The 21,192-nt window shown below is 62.5% G+C and carries 15 protein-coding genes; 12 read left to right on the plus strand and 3 right to left on the minus strand.

The genetic code is table 11. The annotated features are described in order from the left end of the window. Positions 1 to 22 precede the first annotated feature (22 nt). The 8 genes from SFC76_RS08055 to SFC76_RS08090 all read left to right on the plus strand — a co-directional run bounded on the left by SFC76_RS08055 (position 23) and on the right by SFC76_RS08090 (position 9,352). On the plus strand, positions 23 to 2,014 hold the full coding sequence (locus SFC76_RS08055) for an ATP-binding protein (RefSeq protein ID WP_322848955.1): 1,992 nt from the start codon (positions 23 to 25) through the stop codon (positions 2,012 to 2,014). Positions 2,015 to 2,557: 543 nt separating this feature from the next. Continuing rightward, the gene (locus SFC76_RS08060; protein WP_322848956.1) at positions 2,558 to 2,920 is read left to right on the plus strand and encodes a hypothetical protein; all 363 of its coding nucleotides are present in this window, start codon (positions 2,558 to 2,560) and stop codon (positions 2,918 to 2,920) included. Between the two features lies 1 nt (position 2,921). After that, the gene (locus tag SFC76_RS08065) at positions 2,922 to 3,590 is read left to right on the plus strand and encodes a hypothetical protein (RefSeq protein WP_322848957.1); all 669 of its coding nucleotides are present in this window, start codon (positions 2,922 to 2,924) and stop codon (positions 3,588 to 3,590) included. A gap of 90 nt (positions 3,591 to 3,680) precedes the next feature. Next, a complete protein-coding gene (locus SFC76_RS08070; RefSeq protein ID WP_322848958.1) occupies positions 3,681 to 4,073 on the plus strand; it encodes a hypothetical protein in 393 nt (130 codons plus the stop codon). Between the two features lie 114 nt (positions 4,074 to 4,187). Beyond that, positions 4,188 to 4,544: a hypothetical protein gene (locus tag SFC76_RS08075; protein ID WP_322848959.1), complete on the plus strand. Its 357-nt coding sequence runs from the start codon at positions 4,188 to 4,190 to the stop codon at positions 4,542 to 4,544. A 444-nt stretch (positions 4,545 to 4,988) separates the two neighbouring features. Then, positions 4,989 to 7,556 (plus strand): DNA-primase RepB domain-containing protein, encoded by a 2,568-nt coding sequence (locus tag SFC76_RS08080; RefSeq protein WP_322848960.1) that lies wholly within the window; start codon positions 4,989 to 4,991, stop codon positions 7,554 to 7,556. 220 nt (positions 7,557 to 7,776) lie between these two features. Further along, on the plus strand, positions 7,777 to 8,940 hold the full coding sequence (locus SFC76_RS08085; RefSeq protein WP_322848961.1) for a site-specific integrase: 1,164 nt from the start codon (positions 7,777 to 7,779) through the stop codon (positions 8,938 to 8,940). Positions 8,941 to 9,046: 106 nt separating this feature from the next. Next, positions 9,047 to 9,352, plus strand: a complete 306-nt coding sequence (locus SFC76_RS08090) for a hypothetical protein (RefSeq protein WP_322848962.1) — start codon at positions 9,047 to 9,049, stop codon at positions 9,350 to 9,352. 315 nt (positions 9,353 to 9,667) lie between these two features. Here the strand turns inward: SFC76_RS08090 and SFC76_RS08095 are convergent, their stop codons facing one another. Then, a complete protein-coding gene (locus SFC76_RS08095) occupies positions 9,668 to 10,642 on the minus strand; it encodes a restriction endonuclease (protein ID WP_322848963.1) in 975 nt (324 codons plus the stop codon). 92 nt (positions 10,643 to 10,734) lie between these two features. Between SFC76_RS08095 and SFC76_RS08100 the strand changes: the two genes are divergently transcribed. The 3 genes from SFC76_RS08100 (at position 10,735) to SFC76_RS08110 (ending at position 15,882) form a co-directional block, all read left to right on the plus strand. Further along, on the plus strand, positions 10,735 to 13,938 hold the full coding sequence (locus SFC76_RS08100) for a type ISP restriction/modification enzyme (protein WP_322848964.1): 3,204 nt from the start codon (positions 10,735 to 10,737) through the stop codon (positions 13,936 to 13,938). Position 13,939: 1 nt separating this feature from the next. Next, on the plus strand, positions 13,940 to 14,236 hold the full coding sequence (locus SFC76_RS08105) for a hypothetical protein (RefSeq protein ID WP_322848965.1): 297 nt from the start codon (positions 13,940 to 13,942) through the stop codon (positions 14,234 to 14,236). Positions 14,237 to 14,955: 719 nt separating this feature from the next. Next, positions 14,956 to 15,882, plus strand: a complete 927-nt coding sequence (locus SFC76_RS08110) for a crotonase/enoyl-CoA hydratase family protein (RefSeq protein WP_322848966.1) — start codon at positions 14,956 to 14,958, stop codon at positions 15,880 to 15,882. Positions 15,883 to 15,893: 11 nt separating this feature from the next. Here SFC76_RS08110 and SFC76_RS08115 read toward each other — a convergent pair whose 3' ends face one another. Continuing rightward, positions 15,894 to 17,867 carry a putative bifunctional diguanylate cyclase/phosphodiesterase gene (locus SFC76_RS08115; protein WP_322848967.1) on the minus strand — a complete coding sequence of 658 codons (1,974 nt, stop codon included), beginning with the start codon at positions 17,865 to 17,867 and terminating at the stop codon, positions 15,894 to 15,896. 461 nt (positions 17,868 to 18,328) lie between these two features. Between SFC76_RS08115 and SFC76_RS08120 the strand changes: the two genes are divergently transcribed. Then, positions 18,329 to 19,435 (plus strand): GGDEF domain-containing protein, encoded by a 1,107-nt coding sequence (locus SFC76_RS08120; RefSeq protein ID WP_322848968.1) that lies wholly within the window; start codon positions 18,329 to 18,331, stop codon positions 19,433 to 19,435. A 3-nt stretch (positions 19,436 to 19,438) separates the two neighbouring features. On the opposite strand, the gene SFC76_RS08125 is transcribed toward SFC76_RS08120, so the two are convergent. Further along, positions 19,439 to 21,079 carry a Na+/H+ antiporter gene (locus SFC76_RS08125; RefSeq protein WP_322848969.1) on the minus strand — a complete coding sequence of 547 codons (1,641 nt, stop codon included), beginning with the start codon at positions 21,077 to 21,079 and terminating at the stop codon, positions 19,439 to 19,441. Positions 21,080 to 21,192 lie beyond the last annotated feature (113 nt).

Below are 21,192 nucleotides of genomic sequence, written 5' to 3' on the forward strand. Positions count from 1 at the left end.
CGATAGGCAGGGACCATCGGACATGACCCATCATAAAATAGAACTGACGGCGCACCATCTGACGCGCTTCGCATCAACTAATCCATTGGAGGCTGTATCCGAACTCATCTGGAACGGCCTGGACGCCGACGCTGACCGGGTTACTGTATCGACTGAATTTGACGTACTACAGTCAATGTCTGGGATTGTTGTGGCTGACAATGGAGGCGGCATCCCCTTTGAACAGATCGTCGAACGCTTTAAACGCCTGGGAGACTCTTGGAAGCGTTCATCCCGCTTGTCGAAGAAACAAGGCCGCTTTTTGCATGGCAAGGATGGTCAGGGGCGGTTCAAAGCGCTTTCACTCGGACGAGTCGTACGGTGGAGTATCGTATACGCGGAAGGCGGCCAGAACTTCTCCTATTCTGCTCAGTTAATAGCAGACGATCCCACGGACCTCATTATATCAGACGCGCCCGAGAAGACCTCGCGGCCTACCGGGGTTACAGTCCGGGTCGCCGAGTTAAATCCTACTACGCGTGCACTCATGAACGTGGACGCTCTGGATCGTATCGGTGAGAAGTTTGCGCTTTACCTAAACCAATATCGAGACGTGGAAATAAATTTCCGCGGAACTCTAATCCAACCTGAAACTTACATCGTGTCTGTCGAGCCGTTCACGCTGAAACCCATATCGATCGGCGATTACACCTATGCGGTAGAGTATGACATTGTCGAATGGGCAGTGCGGAGCGAACGCCGTATTTACCTCTGCGATGCTGAGGGCTTCCCACTCGCAGAACGCAATCCTCGTTTTCACGTTCCTGGCTTGGACTTCGTCGGATATATCCGCTCCGATTACTTTGCCGCGTTAGCGGAGCAGAACCTCATCGACGTCGATGGACTCGACAGCAAGGTTGCCGACATCCTTGAACAAGCGAAGGATTTGACAAAGGCTTATTATCGCCAACGTCGTATCAAAGACACGCGATCTGTCATCCAAAAGTGGAAGGAGGAAAACGTTTATCCTTATGAGGCGGAGGCGCTTACGGTAGCGCAGGAGGCTGAACGTCAAGTTTTCGATCTTGTAGCAGTATCTGTAAAAGATCACATTCAAGATTTTGATGCGCAACCTGCCGCAGCGCGCAGATTCAACTTCGAACTCCTCCGACAAGCGATTGAGCGCAATCCAACCGAATTGCGATCGGTATTGGAGCACGTTCTTAAGCTGCCGGAAAACAAGCTGGCAGAGCTGGCAGCTCTTTTGGAAGACGTTACTCTATCCAACATAATAGAAGCATCGGCAACGGTTGCTGACCGACTGACGTTCGTTCACGGTCTTGAGGAGCTTGTCTATAACGAGGAACATAGTGAAGACCTGCTCGAGCGGGCCCAGTTGCACCAGCTTGTAGCTCAAAACATCTGGCTATTCGGCGAGCAATACAATCTGACAGTCTCAGACAAGGGGCTTTCGCAGGCGCTGAAAAAGCATGCCAAGATAATGAAGGAAAAGAAAGTCATAGATCGCCCGGTTCGGCGGCTTGATGGCTCCATCGGTATAGTGGATCTAATGCTTTCACGCGCGGCCAAGCCAATGCGTTCCGGAGAGATTGAACACCTTGTCATCGAATTGAAGCGCCCAACTGTCGATATCGGGATGCCGCAGCTTCAACAGGCATTCAGCTATGCGATGGCGGTCGCCTCCGATGATCGTTTCGCCGTTGGGCACGCGGAATGGGAGTTTTGGATCGTTTCGGCCGGTATGACGACAGAAGCGCGTGCCCTAGCCAATCAGGCTGGCAAGCCCCCCGGCCTCTATTACGACGGAGGAACTGCAAATCCGAAAGTTCGCGTGTGGGCCAGAACATGGGCGGAGATTATTCACGACGCCCGGGTCCGGATGCAATTTTACAAGGAACGGCTCAATCTTGAGATTGATTCGGAAGCGGCGGTTCGCAAGCTTAAGCGAACATACGCACGTTACTTTGAGGAGGCCGACCCGCAGGCCGACGATGAGGCGGACAGCGCCGAATAAGCGGCTGCCAAGATCACGTTTGATCTTTGTCTACGCCAGTTCGGCTTGCTGACGCAGGATGATGGCGCGATGCCTTTAGAAGAAGCTCTGGACGGAACGCGGACGGCTGACGGCAGTGCGCGGGAGCTGCGGCATCTTATATGAAGGCTGGACATGAACCCGGCTGCAGTCCTGCAAAGGGCTATTGCGATCCGCCCGCCAGCCTTCCATGATCGTTGCGCCTCCCGTGAAAGCCGGGGGGCGGGGCGTGAGAACCTCAATCGATGAACTCGGTCGCTGATTCAGGGGCCGGGTGGCATGCGCGCATGTCCAGTCGGTTTCGATCGATAAAGGCGCATGCGCCTGCTCATCGATCAGGTTCTCAACATCCGGCTTCGGCCGTCGCCCCGAGAGGAACATAGGGGTGGCGCAAGGTCTAAGCCGCACGTCGCCCCGCTAGGGGCGGCATCATCGACAGCATCCACACTTCTGACACGTCGGCGCACTCGCGTCCGGCGCGATGCTGTGCGTCCACGTCACATCACCGGGAGAACCACCATGCCTATGAACACGAAGACGCTCGCACTGGCCGTCACTCTCGCGCTGACCGCCTGCACCCACCCCGCCGACGTCTCCCGCCCGCTGACGGAGGTCGGCGACAAGAACGCCCACTTCGCGATCAAGGAAACGCCGACCGGCTTCTCGGTCGACGTTAAATATAGCCGATATCAGTTTGTGCCGGAGGCCGGAGCGTTGCTCGACGCCTGCCGTTCGCTGGTCACGAGCCGAGCCTACGACGAAGCCAAAGCGCGGGGCCGCGAGATCGAGCCGATCGACAAACAGACCATTCGGGTGTCGACCGGGCGCAACATCATCAAGGCCAGGACCGCATGCCGCGCATTCGCCGAAGCGAAGTGGAAGCGCTGACGTGCGGAGTACTGCCGGCAAACTGCTCATCACCGTGTCCGTCATTGCCTTGGCGGCTGGGGGCTACTTCTATATCAAACGCAACGGCGAACCGGCGCCGCCCATAACGATGCGGCAGACCGGGGAGAGCACAAACGACGGCCTGTTCGTGCGACGGCGGACAATCGACTATCAAACCGTAGTGAGGGAGGCCGTGGCGGAGAAAGCCAGCTTCCTCACCATGACCCTGTCCGGCGACATCGTGCGTGATCAGGACCTAAAGACGTCGATCAAGTTCACGCCGTTTCCGGATTCGACGGCGCGCATCAGGGTCAAATATCACGTCGAGTATCCCATCGGGTATGTGCTGGCGCCCGGGAAATTCCGAGTGACCGGTGGCGCGGACGCGCTGGTCATCACGTTGCACCGACCGCGGCTGATAGCCCGGCCGTCGGTCAAGCTGCTCGCCTACGACATCCTCGAAAGCGGGGTGCTCATCGACGAGAAGGTCGCGCTTCTCGATCTCCAGCAACGTATCCAACCCGAGGCGGAGCGGCTGGCGAAGGCCGCACTCAAACGCCACGACGTCTTGCCTACAAGCGAGAGAGCACTCCGGGGGTTTCTCACGCCACTGTTGCGGCGTGCCGCGGACGGCGCCGATCCGCCGCCGATCACGTTCGAATACCGATGAACTGACATCTCGGCCGGCACTCGCCGGCAACATCATCCCACCAAGGCCCTCGGAGAAATCCGAGGGCCTTTTTCGTTTCGGAGACGTAACATGATTTCCATTCGCAGTTGGGCCGCGATGGCGGCCGCTCTCGATACTCTGCTCGACCCAGACCTTCGACGCCTGCTCACCGAGCGGCGCGACCAGTTGCTCGACTACGGGTGCGAGCTGGGCGATCTCGCACACATCATCGTGACGCAACGGGGCGACACTATCGCGGCGGTGGAGGCCGAAGCCGGCGTGGCGCTGGCTAGCAATCTCGTGACGGGTGATCGGCTGGGGTCGCCGGATTTCGAACACTCGTTCGAGTACGTCGAGCGACATGGCTGCTGGCTCGAGGCGGTCATGATCCTCTCGGACGACGGCTTCGGGATCGTGCTGCTCGTGCAGGATCGGGTCGACACTGATCCCGATCTGCTGGCGCTGCTCCGTCGCCAAGGTTGACCCCCTCAATCACGGCTACCGATTCAGAGCCCTGCAATACCCTAACCATAACTCAACTATAGGCGAGATAATGATATGTTATACCTTAACAATAACGCTTCGATTACCGCCGCAATGGCCGGACCTCTGAACCCGATGCTTCGGCGGTTGCTACGGGAGCGCATCGAGACGATCGGCGAAGAGTTGATGGCGTGGACAGATCTGTCGGTGATTCTGCCCGGGGACAGCGAGGATCACATCGTCGAGACGATCGGCGCATCGCCGCTGACCGAGCCATACGACGGGATACGCTTTGGTGAGCCGGGCTTCCATCCGCACTGGGACTGGCTGATCGATCACGGCGGATGGTTCGAGATGTGCCAGAGCTACGGCGGTTCATATGGTCTGCTGCTCTTCATCCAGGACGCGGACGGCACGCTGCCGGCGCTGCGACGCATGTGCCGACATTATTGCTCAGCTTCGCCCGACTGAGGGCGGCGGGTGAGGCCGCGGCTAAACGCAAGTTTTCCTTGAAGTTGGTCCTCACTCAGCGCGGCGGCGCAGTTTTACGTAGGGGGGTAGCTGATCTGATCCGGTGCCTTTCCCTGAATGCCTTGTGGAAGGCCTTTCACAAGCTTCCGTCGACCGTTGCCTTGTGAAGGGGCGTTCGCATTGATTGTCTGAGATTGCCTTGTGAAGACCCCTAAGCAAGGTTGTTGGCGTATTGCCTTGTCAAAGCTCTTTCACGTCATAAAATAAAGTTTGGGAGTTGAAGTCTCCGTCAAAAGCTAAACGCCGTCTCGTATACTATTGTCAAATCTAAGTACTATTGAACAACAAGTTTACCTCTCGCACATCTCGTGACGCCGCCCGAAAAAGTAGGCGGACGCCCACCCTCATCAAGGTTGGCGTGTCAACGATAGCGAGTACGTCATCATGAGTTTCATTTCCGAGACAGGCGCGGGGGGCGGCATCGCCGCTGTGCGCTTGAACACGACCGAGCGGGGCGGGGCGGTCCCGTCGCAGGTCGCAACTTCGCCGACCGGGGCACCCAAAGGGGGTGAAGGTGGGGAAGGGGGACCACCTCCTTCGCCCCCTTCCAACGCGACCTTCCTCGCGAGCGTCGTGCGGGACGTGCCCGCCGGCGCACACCCGGTCATCTCTTCGAAAGCCGGCGACCCGACCCAGGGCGGCTGGACCGCGCTCGTCGCCGACGACGTCAATCGGCAATGCCCCGACGACCGCAACAACTACTTCAATTGCTCAACCTTTACGGTCGAGCCAGACGGGCGGGTAAGGGCGCTCGCTGATCGCGCCGAGGCGTATCACGTCCTCGTCCTGGACGACGTCGGCACTAAGGTGGATCGGACGAAGCTGGCGGACTTCACCCCGACCTACGAGATCGAGACGAGCCCGGGGAACAGTCAGCTCGGTGTACGGCTCACCGAGCCGCTCACCGAAGCGGCGATGGTCGCTCGCCTGCAAGCGGCGATCGTGCGGGCAGGTCTGAGTGACGGCGGCGCCAAGGGCATAGCGCGTTGGGCCCGACTGCCGAACGCCGTCAACGGCAAAGCCGAACATCGAACCGATGGTCGGCCGTTTGCGTGCCGACTGATCCAATGGAACGAAGACGTCTCGTACACCGTGGCGGAATTGGCCGAAGCGTTGGAGTTGAACCTCGACGAGACGCGGCAGGCCGACGCGGGTTCGTCCAAGGCGAGCGGGGGAGGCAAGGGCAACGGTTCGCCGGGCGACACCGTCTGGACCGCGCCGCCGGCAGAAAACCCCGTGCTCGCCGAGCTGAAGAGCCGGGGTCTTTACAAGAGTGAGATATCGCCCCGCAGACACGACGTGACCTGCCCGTGGGTCCATGAGCACAGCGACTCCTTGGACACCGGCACAGCCTACTTCGAACCCGACGCGGATCATCCGGGGGGCGGCTTTAAGTGTATGCATTCCCACGGGGACAAGTATCATCTCGGCGAACTGCTCGACTATCTCGGGATCAAGGCGGATCGCGCCCGCGGCAAGGCGCGGATCGACATCGTGGCCGGGGAGATGAACCGGGTCAGGCGCGCCGCCGAGCAGTCGTTGGCGCTGCACGGGGGCTATTATCAGGCCGGCGGCGCAATAGTAGTCGTCCGGAACGATCCGGGTACCGGAGACGTGTCAACGGAGCTGCTGCAGGAGGCCCCGCTAACGGCCGCTCTGTCCGACGCGGCGGATTGGTATCGCTACGACGGTCGATCCGAGAAATTCGTCCGTTGCGACCCGCCGCCGCGCAACGTGCAGACGCTGCTGAAAGCGCAGCAGTTCGACTATCTGCCGGTCCTCAACGGGTTGGCGCGCCAACCGTTTTTCCGCGAAAGCGACGGCGCGTTGGTCATAACGCCCGGCTACGACGCGCCGTCCAAGCGATACGCGGCCTTCGACGTCGGCGGCTTCATCATGCCGGAGCCGACCGAGGCGGCGGCGCGAGAGGCGTTGGCGACGCTGAACGGCCTGCTCGAGGAGTACCGCTTCGCCGGGGAGGCGGACCGCTCAGCGGCTCTCTGCGCCATGCTGACCGCGGCGGTGAGGCCGAGCCTCGCGACGGCACCAGCCTTCAACATTACGGCCTCGACGCCGGGCAGCGGCAAGAGCTACCTCGCCGCGACGATAACCCCGTTCGCCGGACCCGGCGTGCCGATGAAGATCAGTTATCCGAACTCCGCCGATGAGGCTTCGAAGTCGATGCTGTCGGCGTTCCTCAGCGCGCCCGCGGCGATCGTGTTCGACGACATGCAGACTCAATGGATGCCGTTCGGAGCCATCAATCGTGCGTTGACCAGCGACACCATCACCGATCGTGTCCTGGGCATCAGCCGCACCATCACGGTTGGCACCCGCAGCTTGATCATCGGCACCGGCAACAACGTCGGTCCGGTCCGCGACATGACCCGCCGCGTCGTGACGATCAGGCTGCATCACAAGACCGCAACGCCCACCCTCGAGCGATATGAGGGACGTCCGGCGGAAACCGTGGCGGCGAACCGCGGCAAGTACGTCGCGGCGGCGCTGACGATCATCGCGGCTCACCGGCGAGCCAAGCCGCCCAAAGCCGACGTCCCGAGCATCGCTAGCTTCGGCGAATGGAGCGACATGTGCCGGGAGCCGCTCATCTGGCTCGGGCTGCCGGACCCGGCGACCAGCGTCATCGAACAAGTGCTGCACGATCCGGATCAGGACGATCTCGAGCAGTTCCTGAAGGCCTGGCACCGCGCCGTCGGCGATCAAGCTATCACGGTCCGCGATCTCATCGACGAAAGTGCCGATCGGCCGGACCTACACGACGCGCTGCTCGAACTGCCCGTCGTCGATCGCGACGTCATCAACCGATCGAAGCTCGGCTGGTACCTGAAGAAGAACGCCAATCGGGTCGTCGGCGGCTTCGAACTGCAGGACGCTCACGTGTCCGAACGCAAGGGCTGGCGCGTCGTGGCGGTCGAGGCGGCCGGCGGCTGATCTACCCCCTTTGCCCCCTTCGCGCCGGTGCGGTCGGCGAGTTGGCGGTGGAGGCCAGACCCGGCGGTGCGATCGCCGGAACGCGCCTCCTCGCAACCCCGCGAGACGGCCCGACGACAAAGCCCACAGCGCCGCTGGGCGCACCCGTGAACCCTAACCCCTCCCGCCGGCGGCGCCCTTCCGCGCTTCCGAGCCATGATCTTCAGAGAAGGATATCCGAATGCCTAAAGCTACTCTTACCGCCTCTTTCGTGCTCACCGCACCTTGCGAACATGGTAAGTCCAAAACGGACTATTATGATTCTGTGACAACTGGATTTTGTCTTGAGGTCCGCTCGACCGGCGGGCGTACCTACTACCTTCGCTTCGCAGACGCCGGCGGCCGGCAGCGGCAACATAAGATCGGACGCGCGGAGGACATTTCATTCGCCGTCGCTCGGAAGGCTGCCCAGCGGCTGCGATCCGAGGTTGTCATGGGCGGCGATCCCGCGGCGAAGAAGGCGGAGGCGCGAGCGGTGCCGACCTACGCCGCGTTGGCCGCGATGCACCTCGCCGACGCCAAGCTTCATCAGCGCTCCTACGACACGACTAGAGGCTACATGACGCTGCACGTGGTCAAGCGTTGGGGGCGCACCCGCCTGAACGAAATCGATGGTCGCGCCGTCGCGCAATGGTTGGCGGACAAGCGCGCTGAGGGCTTGGCGCCCGCGACGGTGGTGAAGATCAAGGCTATCTTCGGCAGGTCGTTCGAGCTGGGCGCCCGGTGGGGTATCCCCGGGTGCGAGCGCAACCCCGTCCGCGGCATCCAGCTGAAGCCGTTGAACAACGCCCGCCAGCGCTATCTCAGCGCCGACGAGGCCGGCCGTCTGCTCGCGGCGGCGGAGCGGTCACGCAATCCGCTGCTGGCACCGGTGGTGGGGTTGCTCCTGCTCACCGGCATGCGGGTGTCCGAGCTCCTGTCGACCCGCCGCGAGCACGTGGACGTCGATCGGCGCACCTTGTTTGTGCCGACCTCGAAGACTGGGCGATCACGCTATGTACCTTTGGCGCAGGCGGCGTTGGACATCATTGATCGCCTGCCGAAAAAGGATGGGACTGTATTCCTGTTTCCCAGTCCCAAATGTCCGGCGACGCACCTGACGACGATCAAGCACGGCTGGCAGACCGCGCGCGACGCGGCGAATTTGCCGGGACTGCGGATTCATGACCTCCGTCATTCGGCTGCGTCCTTCATGGTCAACTCAGGCGTCGATCTCTTCGCTGTCGGCAAAGTTCTTGGACACGCCAACGTGGCCAGTTCGGCTAGGTACAGTCACCTCGCGCAGGACACTCTGCTCGCCGCCGTAGAGGCGGGAGCCGCGAAGCAGCAGCCCCGGACAGCCTAATCAACTCAACCCCGCACGCGCGCTGGCTTCGGTCGGTGGGCGTGCGGGACATTATTCCATTCCAATTTTTTCTGCCGCCCTGCGGCCATCCCAAGGAACGCACGTCATGAAACCTCAGAACGCCATCTCCGCCGCATCGATCATCATCCGGCGCCCCACGGTCGATCCGCACGAAGGGTTGCGTCGGCTGATCGAAAACTGCGGCTCGAGCAAGCACGATTGCGCCATCGTCTTCATCACGGCGGCCATAGAGTCGGGCGTCAATACCGGGCCGGCGATCATCGCGCTGGGCGGTGAGCTTGGCCTCAACCGGAAGCATGTCGCCATCATTCTGCATGGGGAGGCCGGCGAGAACGCCGAACTGCATCGCTGGCGACGCGACAGCGACGAGGCCTATAGCCTGCTTCCATAATCGTTTAACGACCTCGCTCGCTGGTTTCCTGTGATCGCGGGCGGGGTCGGTCAGGCAAGATTGTTAGAATCGCGATTTGCCTAGGCTCACAGCGTCGAGACATGACTCCCGCTACCCGGCTACCCCCGCAGCCTCAGTTTGCCGTTCGTGAGCCTCTAAGCTTCTTTATGGAGCCTCTCAGCGGCCTTCGAGCCACGATCGTATATGTCTCCGTGCGGGCGTCGCCGCGCCTCACGTGCCTCAAAGCGGCGCAGGCCGCGTGATCTTTGGTCTCGCTCCAACGGTGCATCGCACTCGGCCGGAGCGGGTGACGACTTACTCCTGCGTCATTCCGATCGGACCAGGAACGTACGAGCGCGTGAGGGGCAGAAGCATTTGGTATCGCGGTTCGAATTTCTCGTAGTGCGCATAGATCAGCTCGATCAGCGCCTCACCATCTACCAGTCTGAGGTTTGGCTTCGTGCGCTCGAATGTTCGTGCATCCGCGCTGAACCCCCCAAGCGTAACGAAAAGTCCGTGCTCGCCGCGCTCGATTGCGCCGTGCAGTTGCTGGACCTCCGGGCGTCCTATGGTGGATAATACCTGCTTGCACTGCACCTTGATGATTGGCGGCTCGAAACCAAGTTCGTCGCGGTGCGCAATGATATCGACGCCGCCGTCGCCGGAGGCCTGCGTCACCCGCGAGAAGTATCCCATGCACTTGAGCAGGTGGGCCACGAAGTGTTCGAATTGGTATGCCGACTGGCCGCTCTTCAAACGCTTGATGATGAAGTCCTCAGTGGACTCCTGAACCTGCGCGGCTGCCCGGTCAGCGCTTACTTCATCGATTTCGCTAGCGTCGAAAGCATGCCCCTCTAATGCCGCAAGGAATTCATCGGCGTTCGAGCTCACACGAAATAATGTGAGCGCTGACCCAATCTCATTCAGTGCTGGCTGAGAGAAAGATGCTCGAGTGATAGATCGGTGCCACTGAACGTTACGAAGATTGGGGCAATCTTCAGGCATATCTGGATCATAACGGTATCCACTGATTACTGTGCCAATGTTAACCATCCTATCGCTTTTCGATGGATAGATAATGATATCACCGGCCTTAATCTCCGTTGCGAACCGGAAAAGCACCCCCGCCGAGACAGCCACGTTCCCAGGCTTCGCCTCGGGATAAGTCGCCGCGTACCTTGTTTTGAAAGCGTCGCGCATAGGTGCGATCTTGCCGAGATCGCCGACTGCGCTCCAGCCGAGCGCAACGTAGCCCTTCTCGACCGGCGCCGACCCATGGTCATGGGCCATATGAATGCCCCAGATTGTCTGTTCCGCCACGCTTATCGCCCGCCTCATAAATCAGCCATGACGAGGCCTTCTCATTCCAGTACCACCACGTCATGCCAGTTCAAGATGCACTCAAACGCTACGCAGGCCGCATTCGTGATCTGCTGCGTGCTAACCGGATGACCCCCGAGACGGGCCTTGCTCCGGCGTTCCAGCAGCTTATTACTGAACTGCTTGCCGATATTCCTGCCCTTCCAGCGCTTACCGTAGTTCCAGAGTACCTCAATCCCGGCGTTGGGCGGCCCGACGTGGCTTTGGTTTGCCCCGGCCAGCCCCCGCGTGCGTTTGTTGAGCTTAAAGCTATTACCAAATCCGCCGATCCGAACCGTTGGCGCGACTCTCACGACAGACGGCAGCGCGAACGGCTGCAAGAACTTTCGGATTGGGCGACCTGCAATTTCGCAGATTTCCACCTCTTTCATCGGGCCGTGCCATTCGGCAGTGCCTCTGTGGTACCGTTGCAGGCGCTTGATCCTGATCGCAGTGATGTTGAGGCTGATCGGCTGATAGAGCGACACGATCCGGACCAGTTCGTAACATTGCTGTCGATCCTCGCCAGAGCGCAAGCACCCTCTGCGCGAAACGCCGAGCATCTTGCTCAACTAATGGCGCATTCCGCCAGGCTGGTTCGCGGAATTGTCGCCGAACGCTTGAACGAATTGCGCGAGGCGGCCATCGTCGACCATCCGTTGCTGGAAGTGCGCGAGACCTTCCGTGATGTGCTTTATGCCCACCCCGAAGCCGGTGGCTATCCCGCGGCAGATTTTGACGTCCTTTTTTCCGCTGCCTTCGCGCAGACACTGGCGTTTGGATTGCTGCTGGTGCGCGAGGCGAGCGGCCAGCCTGTCGCAGTGGATGCTTGGAACCACATGCCAGCCGAGCATCCGCTTATGCAGGCGGCGCTGCGGGTTCTCAGCTTGCCTGAAGTAGCACAGGACATCGGCATCGGCTTCGATGTTATGCGTGATACCGTCAACAGCTTCGCGCCGGAGATACTTGCGATTGGACCTAACGGTCGTGATCCGATCCTCTATTTTTATGAAGATTTCCTCTCGATCTTCGACCCAGCCGCGCGAGACCGTTACGGAGTGTATTACACCCCAATCGAGGTGGTCCGCTACATGTCTGGCGCTCTCGATCGGGTACTGCGCGACCGGCTCGGCACTGAAGGGTTGCGTGATCCAGCAGTAACCATCCTTGATCCGGCGACTGGCACCGGCACCTTCTTGCTTGGGGTCGCCGAGCGCGTTCGGGAGCAGGTGAGTGCAGACTCCGGCGGCGTCGAGGCGATGATGGCGCTGCGTGAGCTTGCCGGCCGAATGTACGGCTTTGAGCTGCTCGTCGGGCCCTACGCCGTCGCGCATTATCGATTGCATCACGCACTACGCCGAGTTCCGGTGGATGTAGACGAGGAGGAGCTTCCGCAATTGGATCTGCCCCGGCTCGGCGTTTATCTGACGGACACTCTTGCGAGGCCAGGCGCCGCGGCGCCCGCCGGTCCGCTCGGCTTCGTTTCTGCCGGCATTCGCGAAGAGCGCCACGCCGCCGATGCCATCAAGGCCCGCGAGCCGATCCTCGCAATCATCGGTAATCCGCCTTACAAGCGTTTGGAAGGCAACGAGCGCGAGACGCTAATTGGACGTTGGATTGCGGGCGGCGCGGACGAACGGGGCCGCCGTACTGATGGGCTGTGGGACGACCTTAAGGCGCCGGTCAGCGCTGCCGGTCACGGCAACCAGCTTAACACGTTTGAGGAATTTTCTGTCGCCTTTTGGCGCTGGGCAATCTGGAAGCTATTTGAGTCAGAGAACGCACCGCAACGCGGGGTGATTGCGTTCATCACAAACCGCAAGTTCCTGACCGGGTGGCCCTATGCTGGGTTGCGCCAAATGATGCGTCAACGCTTTGATCGCATTGAGATTATCGACCTCCGCGGAGACGTGCGGGCAGGCGTACGCGGGAACGTCGACGCGGATCAGGGTGTCTTTAACATCATGGTCGGCACCGCGATCACGATCGCAATTGCGGACGGCAGCAAGCCGGAGGGTGAGCTTGCGGAAATAATTTACAACGACAGTTGGGAACATGATTTGTTCGGGCGGAGGAGTAAGCTTGACTGGCTGATGGAAGGAGCCGGTGATGGAGCTCTAGCTGGTGCGGTTGCAGTTGACAGGCCTGACCTCGATGACTTTAGGCCGACCCCGTTTCAAAATGGCGAATGGATATCACTTCGCGAGTTGTTCATTTTTAGTAAGTCAGGCATGAAGTCAGGCGATGATGCCGTCTTTGTTTCACCGGCAAGATCACAGCTGCGTGCACAGGTGGCGCCGAAACTAGCCCATCGCGATAACCCGGCGCACATGGAACAACTGGAAAGGCAGTTGGCGTATCGACCATTAGACCGACGTTGGCTCTACAATGACCTTGCGCTTTTGGACCGACCAGGACCGGAAATGCAAAGAGCTTGGGGCGCATCGAATGTAGGCTTGTACGCAAAGCCTTCCGGGACTGGGAGCGGGCCCGCAGTGTGGTGCCACTCACTTCTGCCTGACTACCATGCATTCAAAGGCAGTACAGGAGGCTACGCCTTCCCTCTCTATGATCGCCGCGCGGGTCCGAACGCTGCAAATCTTTCACCCGCGCTGATCGGCAGCCTAAGTGGTATTTATGGCGTGCCCGTGTCGCCGGAAGACGTGTTCGACGCGGTCCTTTGTCTGCTATCTGCCACCTCATATACGCGCCGCTTCGCCGAGGATCTTGAGGACGTGTTCCCTCATATTCCGTTTCCTGCTTCGCACGCCGTCTTTCGGTGTGCGGTGGCCGTAGGGCAGGAGATACGTGCAATTGAGTCTTTCGTGCGGGTCCCCGAATTGCGCTTCCGACCACCCACGCTCGCACGGATCGCTAATGAACCAAACGGGTTGGTTGCTGCTGTCACCTACGCCGACGGAGTTATTACGCTTTGTGCCAACGGTACTGGACGGCTGACTGGTATCCCGCAGTTAGTATGGGATTTCGCGGTGAGCGGTTATCGTGTGCTGTCGCGGTGGCTTGAGGGGCGAATCGGCCAGTCTGCGGACCTAGCCTTCGTGCGCGAACTACGCGACATAGCCGCGCGCATTGCCGAACTTATCCACCGTTTCGACGAGGCCGATCTTGTGCTGGCAGATACGCTAGAGGATATGATCATCCGAGACGATCTGGGCTTGGCTGCCGAGCCTCAGCCCGAACCCGAGCAGGAAGCTGCAGATGAGTGAAATGCCTGATCTCTTCGGCCAGACGCCGGCGCAGGCTAGCCTGTTTGGTGATGGTGAGGATCGTATTCCTGATCGGCCAGCGCCGACTTACCTACCCGATCCTGCGGACATTCGTCGGAGGCTCCACTCTGTTCTCGCCACGGCACGCGCCGCGCAGGAGATGCCCTGGGACGCCCGTAAGGCGCGGATGTGGCAAACGGTCTTTCCTCAAATGGCAAACTGGCTTCCAGATGACGAGGCCGACCAACTCCGCTTCGAGTTCACCCAAGAGATCAAGCGATTAAGGCTGGCAGCTTAAACCAGGTGTTGGACGTTCGCCAGCCTTACTCAAGCTGCACGCGATTGCCATTGGCGGCCTCTATCCAGTTTGGGTAAGCGATGACAAAAAGCACTGAGAGCGAAATTTGGAACGAGGGCGAGTGGCGCGGCATCGCAATAGAGGCAGCGCTTGATATGCCACGCGGGCAGCTACTTCGCTGTCGAGAATGCGGCGGCGCAGTGCGTGCTCATCGACGAGGCACCTCGGGACAGCGGGCGCACTTTGAGCACAGGCGCGCGCATCACGGCTGTTCGCTTGGCAGCAAGTTTACCGGGGTCAGGAGTGCCCATCCAGAACAGGTAGCGTAAGGCCGCCGCAGGTCTGGCGCAGGTCGCATCTTACGCTTTTCCCATGCCAAGGCGCTTTGGCAAGGAAGCGGTTGATCAAGGCCTCTGAGCGACACTGGGAAGTCGGTGGGTTATATCAGTGGCAGCCAAGCTTTCCGGCGAAAAACGTTGAAAAAGCTGCACTTCTTGCGTGGCGTCACTAGCCTTCGTAATGCGGGGGTCACAGGTTCGAGTCCTGTAAGCGGCACCATTTCATACAGTCCACCCGATACCGTCCGTCATCCGCAGTCGATGGCGGCGCCGACGCGGCGTGGCCGTCGTCGCCATTGCTTATCCATCAGCCGCTTAGCGCGGCGTTTCGACGTAGACTCCGGCCGCAGCACCATGCTGTACGTGCAGAAGGACGTCGTCATGACCCTCGAATATCCTCCCGTCGTACCCGTTCAGCGGATGACCCACTATGGCCCGGTCGCGGCCGACATCTCCCATCAGCCGGTCAGGCGTGCCCCGTTCGACCTCACCGATCTGGAGACCGCGTTCGATCCCGAGCTCGGCACCTTGTGGACCTATATGCGCCAGCGCAGCCGGCCGAGCTTCAACCCGGAACTGCTCGCCGCGTTCGACCAATGGCAGGACGACATCGTCGCGGCGCATGGCTCGGGTGCGATGCCGATCCGGTATCTCGTGCTCGGGTCGCGCTTTCCCGGCGTCTTCTCGCTGGGCGGCGATCTCGACCTGTTCGCGACGCACATCCGGCGCGGCGACCGCGACGCCCTGGTCCGCTACGGCCGCGCGTGCGTGCGGATCCTCCACCGCAACATGCTCAGCCTCGAACGGCCGATCATCACCATCGGCCTGGTCGAGGGCGACGCGCTGGGCGGCGGGTTCGAGGCCCTGCTGTCGTTCAACGTCGTCATCGCCGAGCGCGGGACGAGTTTCGGCCTGCCCGAAACCAATTTCGGGCTGTTCCCGGGGATGGGGGCGCATTGCTTCCTGTCGCGGCGGCTCGGTTCGGCGCGGGCCGAGCAGATGATCCTCAGCGGCCGGTCGTATAGCGCGGAGGAATTGTACGACCTCGGCATCATCCATGCGCTCGCCGATCGGGGGCAGGGGCGCGCCGAGGTGGAGACGTATATCCGCCAGAACCGCCGCCGCCACAGCGGGCATTGCGCGATCTACGAGGCGTCGCGCTCGGTCAATCCGCTGCCGCTCGCCGAGCTGGAGGCGGTGGTCGACCTGTGGGCCGATGCGGCGCTGCGGCTCACCGAGACCGACCTCAAGCTGATGCGCCGCCTGGTCGGCGCACAGTCGCGGCTGCTCGAAAAGGCGGTGGCCTGAGCCACGCGGGGTCAGGCGCGCCCGTGCGCCCTGGCCTCGCCCCCCGCCGGTCCGTCGGCGAACATGGCGCCGACCATGTTCGCCGGCATCGGCCGCGCCAGCAGGAAGCCCTGGACCGCGTCGCAGCGCGTCCGGCGCAACTGATCGAGCTGCGCCTGCGTCTCGACGCCCTCGGCGACGGTGCGCATGCCGAGCTTGGCGGCGAGGTCGATCACCGTCTGGACGATCGCCACCGAGGCGTGGCTCTGTTCGAGGTCGGTGATGAACGAGCGATCGATCTTGAGCGTCTGGAAGGGGAATTTGGTGAGATAGCTCAGCGACGAATAGCCGGTGCCGAAATCGTCCAACGTGGTGCGGACGCGGAGCCGGTTGATCGCGTCGAGCGCGGCCAGCGACGCCTCGATATCCTCGAGCAGCACCGATTCGGTGACCTCCAGTTCGAGCCGGTCGGCGGCGAAGCCGCTGCTCGCCAGCGCGCCCATGATCACCGTCGGCAGGTTGGCCGAGCGCAACTGGATCGGCGACAAATTGACCGCGATCTTGACCTCGGCGGGCCAGCCGCTGGCGATGCGGCATGCCTCGCGGATCACCCAGCTGCCGATCGCGACGATCAGGCCGTTGTCCTCGGCGATCGGGATGAATTCCGCCGGCGAGATCGCGCCGTGGTTGCGGCTGGTCCAGCGCAGCAGCGCCTCGCACGACAGGATGCGTTCGCCGGCCAGATCGTAGATCGGCTGGAACATCAGGTGGAACTCGCCGCGTTCCAGCGCGCCCTGCATCTCGGCGGCGAGCGTGCGACTGCGTTCGATCTTCTCGTCCATCAACGGTTCGTAGAGGCACATCTGGCCGCGGCCGCTGTCCTTGGCGCGATACAGAGCGAGATCGGCATTCTTGAGCAACGTGTCGGCATCGCGGCCGTCGGCGGGCGCGATGGCGATGCCGAGCGAGGCGCCGACGTGCAGCATGCGTCCGTTGTGCTGCACCGGCAGCTCGACCATATCGATGATCCGGCGGCCGGTGGCGAGCGCGTCCGCCGGGTCCGCGATCGCGCAGACCACCGCGAATTCGTCCCCGCCGAGCCGCGCGACGATGCCCTCGCCGGCGAACGCCTCGTCGAGGCGCCGCGCGACCCCGGCGAGAAGCGCGTTGCCGGCGAGATGGCCGAAGGAATCGTTGATCTCCTTGAACCGGTCGAGGTCGATCCAGTGGATCGCCAGCCGGCGGTCCGCGCCGGTCAGCGCCTGCAACCGCGCCTCGAACTGTTCGCGGAACGCGGTACGGTTGGCGACGCCGGTCAGGTCGTCGCGCCGCGCCATCGCGGCATGATGCTCGGCCAGCGCCGCTTTCTCGCGCGAGACGACGGTGGCCTTGAGGATGACGCCATAGGTCTGCAGCGTGATGTCCATCATCGCGACGACGAACAGCAGGATGACCACCGCCAAGGCGATCTTCAGCGGTTCGAGCGAGACGGTCAGCCCGGCGGCGAGCGGCAGCGAGGCGAAGCACAATTGCGCCAGCGCGATCCACGGCCGGCCGGCGTTGCGCCCGGCGATCCCCGCGGCATAACCGATCGTCGTCGTCACCGCGAGCAACTGGAGCACGCCGTCGCTGCTGTTGATGAGCGTCAGCATGCCGAACGTGCCGAGCAAGGCCGAGTAGCAGACCGCGCCGGCGCGATAGATGAACTCCTGCCGCCGCGCCCAGACGCCGGTGGGCAGGATGCGGGTGGCGCTGCGCCGCTTGAGCCGGACGGCGTCGCCGACGCGGATGCCGGCGACGATAGCGATCGCCACGGCGCAGGCGCGCATCGACGGCGTGCCGCTGACCAGCGCGACGATCGCGACGATCGCGCTGCTGGTCAGCGCACCGATCACCAGCGACTGCGGCGAGGCGTAGAGCGATTCGACCAAGGTCTCGCGCACCGACGCGGCGATCGCCTGATCGGAATGGCGCAGCCGTCTGAGGCGGGAAAGGAGGCCGGTCATATGGTTACCATGCGCAACAGAAGTGTAGAAGAAACAAACAAATGCTGTCGGGGCCCTCGGCCCGTCGCATAACTGCCCGGACGAATCCGCGGGAATCAGCGGCTTACGTTCGCGGAAAGGCAGGGGCAGGGGCATGCTGGCGGCTATAGAATTTGAGTGGGTGCCGCGTCGTGCGTGCCGCCGCCTGCAATTGCCGTGCAATGCCCCGTTGCACGCCGGTGCGGTTTGCCCGCATCCGCGTAGATGTCGGCGGCGGCGTTCGTAGGTGCGGTCAATGCCGATGGCATAGTAGATTTGGATCAGACTGCCGAGGCAAGTGCTCGGCCGCGCTGGTAGTGAAGTAAGATCAGACCTCACGCGGATAAGTCCGAATCAGACATTAAACTGCAAGCGTACTTTACTTGCGTGAAGAGCCAATTTGGCGTGAAATTAACCCCTAATTCGTTGTATCGGGTTAGTTCATGAGTATGACGTCGCCTTCCTCCCGTCGGATCACTGCCGAGCCGGTGCGAATCGAGCTGCGCAACGCGCTCTTCGCGACGGCGCTGCCGAATGCGGTGATGACCGCGATCTTCACGGCGCTGGGGCTGAAGATCGCCAACGATCTCAACGATGCCATCGCCTGGGGCGCGCTGACGTCCGGCGTGGTCTGCGGGACGCTCAAACTCGCGCTGATCGCGGCGCATCGGCGGCGGACCGATCCGGATGCGGCTCGGCAGGAACGCTGGGCGCAGGCGTTCGCGGTGCTCAGCCTCGGCCTGGCGTTTTCATTGGGGGTGCTCGGCGCGCGCGCCTTCGTGCACGATGCGGTGCTGTTGCAGATGCTCGCGACCGGCCTGCTGTTCGGCTATTGCTCGGGGCTGGTCGCGCATACCTCGATACGGCCGTGGTTGGCGACGGCCTGCCTCGTCTTGAGCGCGATGCCGATCGCGATCAGCTCGGCGCTGCGTGCCGACAGTCCGCACCAATTGCTCGGCGCCAGCCTGATCTGCTTCATGCTCGCCGCCTTCCAGAGCATCCGCCACCTCTATCAGGTGACGCGCCAGCATATCATCACGCGTCAGGCGATGGCGGCGCTGGCGCGGGTCGATCCGCTCACCAAACTGCCCAACCGGCTCGGCCTGCGCGAGGCGTTCACCAGCCAGATGCGCGCGGAATACGATATCGCGATCCATTGCCTCGATCTCGACGCGTTCAAGCCGGTCAACGATCGCTACGGCCATCCGACCGGCGACGCGTTGCTGGCCGCGGTCAGCGACCGCGTCCGTTCGGTCCTCCAGCCGCACGACACGGCGGCGCGGGTCGGTGGCGACGAATTCGTCATCATCCAGTCGGGCGTCCGGACCCACGGCGAGGCGGACCTGTTCGCGCGGACCCTCGTGCGGCGGATCATGGCGCCCTATGAGATCGACACGCACCAGATCGAGATCGGCGTCAGCCTGGGCTTCGTCACCGCCGGCGGCGACGAGAGCGACCTCGACGAGCTCGTCGCGCTGGCCGATGCCGCGCTCTACCAGGCGAAGCAGAACGGCGGCGGCATCGGCCGGGCGACGCTCGCCGCGGGCTGACCGTCAGATGCGGTAGCGCGCCTCGAGCAGGTCGAGTTCGCGGATCAGCTTCTGCGCGGTGGCGCTGCCGATGGCGCGATCGCGCACCTGCTCGACCACCGCGGCGCGCTCGGCCTTGATCGCGGCGAGGCGGAAGGTGCGCTCCAGCCGATCCTGCAACCGCGCCTCCGCCGAGGCCTTGGCCGAGCCGCTGCGGCTTTCGATCCGTTCGCGGTAGAGGTCCATCACCCGCGTGCCGGCGGCGGCGTAGAAATCAGCATTGCCGTCACGCTCGGCGAGTTCGTGCTGCGACCGCTCGATCGCCGAGATCGCCGCCTCCGCCGCGGCGACGCGCGCGGCATCCTCCTCGGCCTGTTTCGACGGTTCGGCCGGCATCGTCAGCCCGTTGAGCAGGATCGGCAGCGCGATGCTCGCCAGCACCAGCGACACGATGATGACCCCGGCGGCGAGGAAGATCGCGAGATCGCGGGCGGGGAAGGGGCTGCCGTCGTTCATCGTCAGCGGGATGGTGAGCACGCCCGCCAGCGTGATCGCGCCGCGCACCCCGGCGAGCGACATCGCCGCGACCAGCCGCCAGTCGGGGCTGTGCAGCGTCGCTTCGCTGTTGAGCTGCCGCCGCAACAGGGTCAGCCGCAACGACACATACACCCAGCCGAAGCGCAGCAGCGCGAGGCCGGCGACGATCGCCAGCACGTAGAGGCCGAGCCATTCCGCCCCGTGATGGCCGGTCAGCAGCACAGTCGACTTGGCGCCGGCGAGGATCGCGGGAAGCTGCTCGCCGAGCAGCACGAAGATGATGCCGTTGAGCGCGAACTGGATCGTGTCCCACACAGAATTGCGCCGCATCCGCGTCGTCGCCAGCGCCTGGCGCGAGATTTCGGCGAAGGTCATCGTGACCCCGGCCGATACCGCGGCAAGGATGCCGGAGGCGTGGATATGCTCGGCGAGCAGGTACGACCCGAACGGGATAAGCAGGCTGACGAGGATCTGCGAGCCCGGCTCCTCGCCGAACCGCCGCGATACCCATGCCTTGATGCGGGTGACGACCAGCGTCACCACGATGCCGACCGCAAGGCCGATGCCCGCGACCCACAGGAAGCTGCTCGCGGCGGAGGCGGCGGAGAAGGTGCCGGTCAACGCCGCCGCGATCGCGAAGCGCAGGCAGACGAGGCCCGACGCGTCGTTGAGCAGCGATTCGCCCTCGAGGATGTGCATCATCCGCTTCGGGATTGGCACCCGCGCGGAGATCGCCGACACCGCGATCGGGTCGGTCGGCGACACCACGGCGGCGAGCGCGAAGGCGACCGCGGGCGGCATCGCCGGGATCATCCAGTGGATGAAGAAGCCCATGCCGATCACCGTCAGCAGGACGAGGCCGAGCGCCAGCTCGACCACCGTCGACAGATCCTTGAGCAATTCGTCCTTGGGAATGCGCCAGCCGTCCAGGAACAGCAGCGGCGGCAGGAACAGCAGCAGGAACAGCTCGGGATCGAGGTCGACGCGATACGAGGTCGACAGGCCGATCACCGCGCCGAGCAGGATCTGGACCAGCGGCGTCGGCACCGACACCGGCAGCATGCGCGACACCGCGCCGCTCATCACGACGGCGAGTAACAGGAACAGGACGATCGATACGGCTTCCAAACGGCACTCCCGGGTCAGATGGCCTTCCCCTATCTGCCTCCGTCACCGCAGGACAACCCCGGCCGCACCGTCGGCGATCGACTGGGGCGAAAATCGACATTCGAACCAAGTCC

It is taken from the genome of Sphingomonas sp. CD22 (genome assembly GCF_034556155.1).
GTDB lineage: Bacteria > Pseudomonadota > Alphaproteobacteria > Sphingomonadales > Sphingomonadaceae > Sphingomonas.

Bases quoted from the DNA above. Each gene is read 5' to 3' on its own strand.
- SFC76_RS08055 (WP_322848955.1), top strand. From the start codon at position 23: ATGACCCATCATAAAATAGAACTGACGGCGCACCATCTGACGCGCTTC.
- SFC76_RS08060 (WP_322848956.1), top strand. From the start codon at position 2,558: ATGAACACGAAGACGCTCGCACTGGCCGTCACTCTCGCGCTGACCGCC.
- SFC76_RS08070 (WP_322848958.1), top strand. From the start codon at position 3,681: ATGATTTCCATTCGCAGTTGGGCCGCGATGGCGGCCGCTCTCGATACT.
- SFC76_RS08075 (WP_322848959.1), top strand. From the start codon at position 4,188: ATGGCCGGACCTCTGAACCCGATGCTTCGGCGGTTGCTACGGGAGCGC.
- SFC76_RS08080 (WP_322848960.1), top strand. From the start codon at position 4,989: ATGAGTTTCATTTCCGAGACAGGCGCGGGGGGCGGCATCGCCGCTGTG.
- SFC76_RS08085 (WP_322848961.1), top strand. From the start codon at position 7,777: ATGCCTAAAGCTACTCTTACCGCCTCTTTCGTGCTCACCGCACCTTGC.
- SFC76_RS08090 (WP_322848962.1), top strand. From the start codon at position 9,047: ATGAAACCTCAGAACGCCATCTCCGCCGCATCGATCATCATCCGGCGC.
- SFC76_RS08095 (WP_322848963.1), bottom strand. From the start codon at position 10,642: ATGGCCCATGACCATGGGTCGGCGCCGGTCGAGAAGGGCTACGTTGCG.
- SFC76_RS08100 (WP_322848964.1), top strand. From the start codon at position 10,735: ATGCCAGTTCAAGATGCACTCAAACGCTACGCAGGCCGCATTCGTGAT.
- SFC76_RS08105 (WP_322848965.1), top strand. From the start codon at position 13,940: ATGCCTGATCTCTTCGGCCAGACGCCGGCGCAGGCTAGCCTGTTTGGT.
- SFC76_RS08110 (WP_322848966.1), top strand. From the start codon at position 14,956: ATGACCCTCGAATATCCTCCCGTCGTACCCGTTCAGCGGATGACCCAC.
- SFC76_RS08115 (WP_322848967.1), bottom strand. From the start codon at position 17,867: ATGACCGGCCTCCTTTCCCGCCTCAGACGGCTGCGCCATTCCGATCAG.
- SFC76_RS08120 (WP_322848968.1), top strand. From the start codon at position 18,329: ATGAGTATGACGTCGCCTTCCTCCCGTCGGATCACTGCCGAGCCGGTG.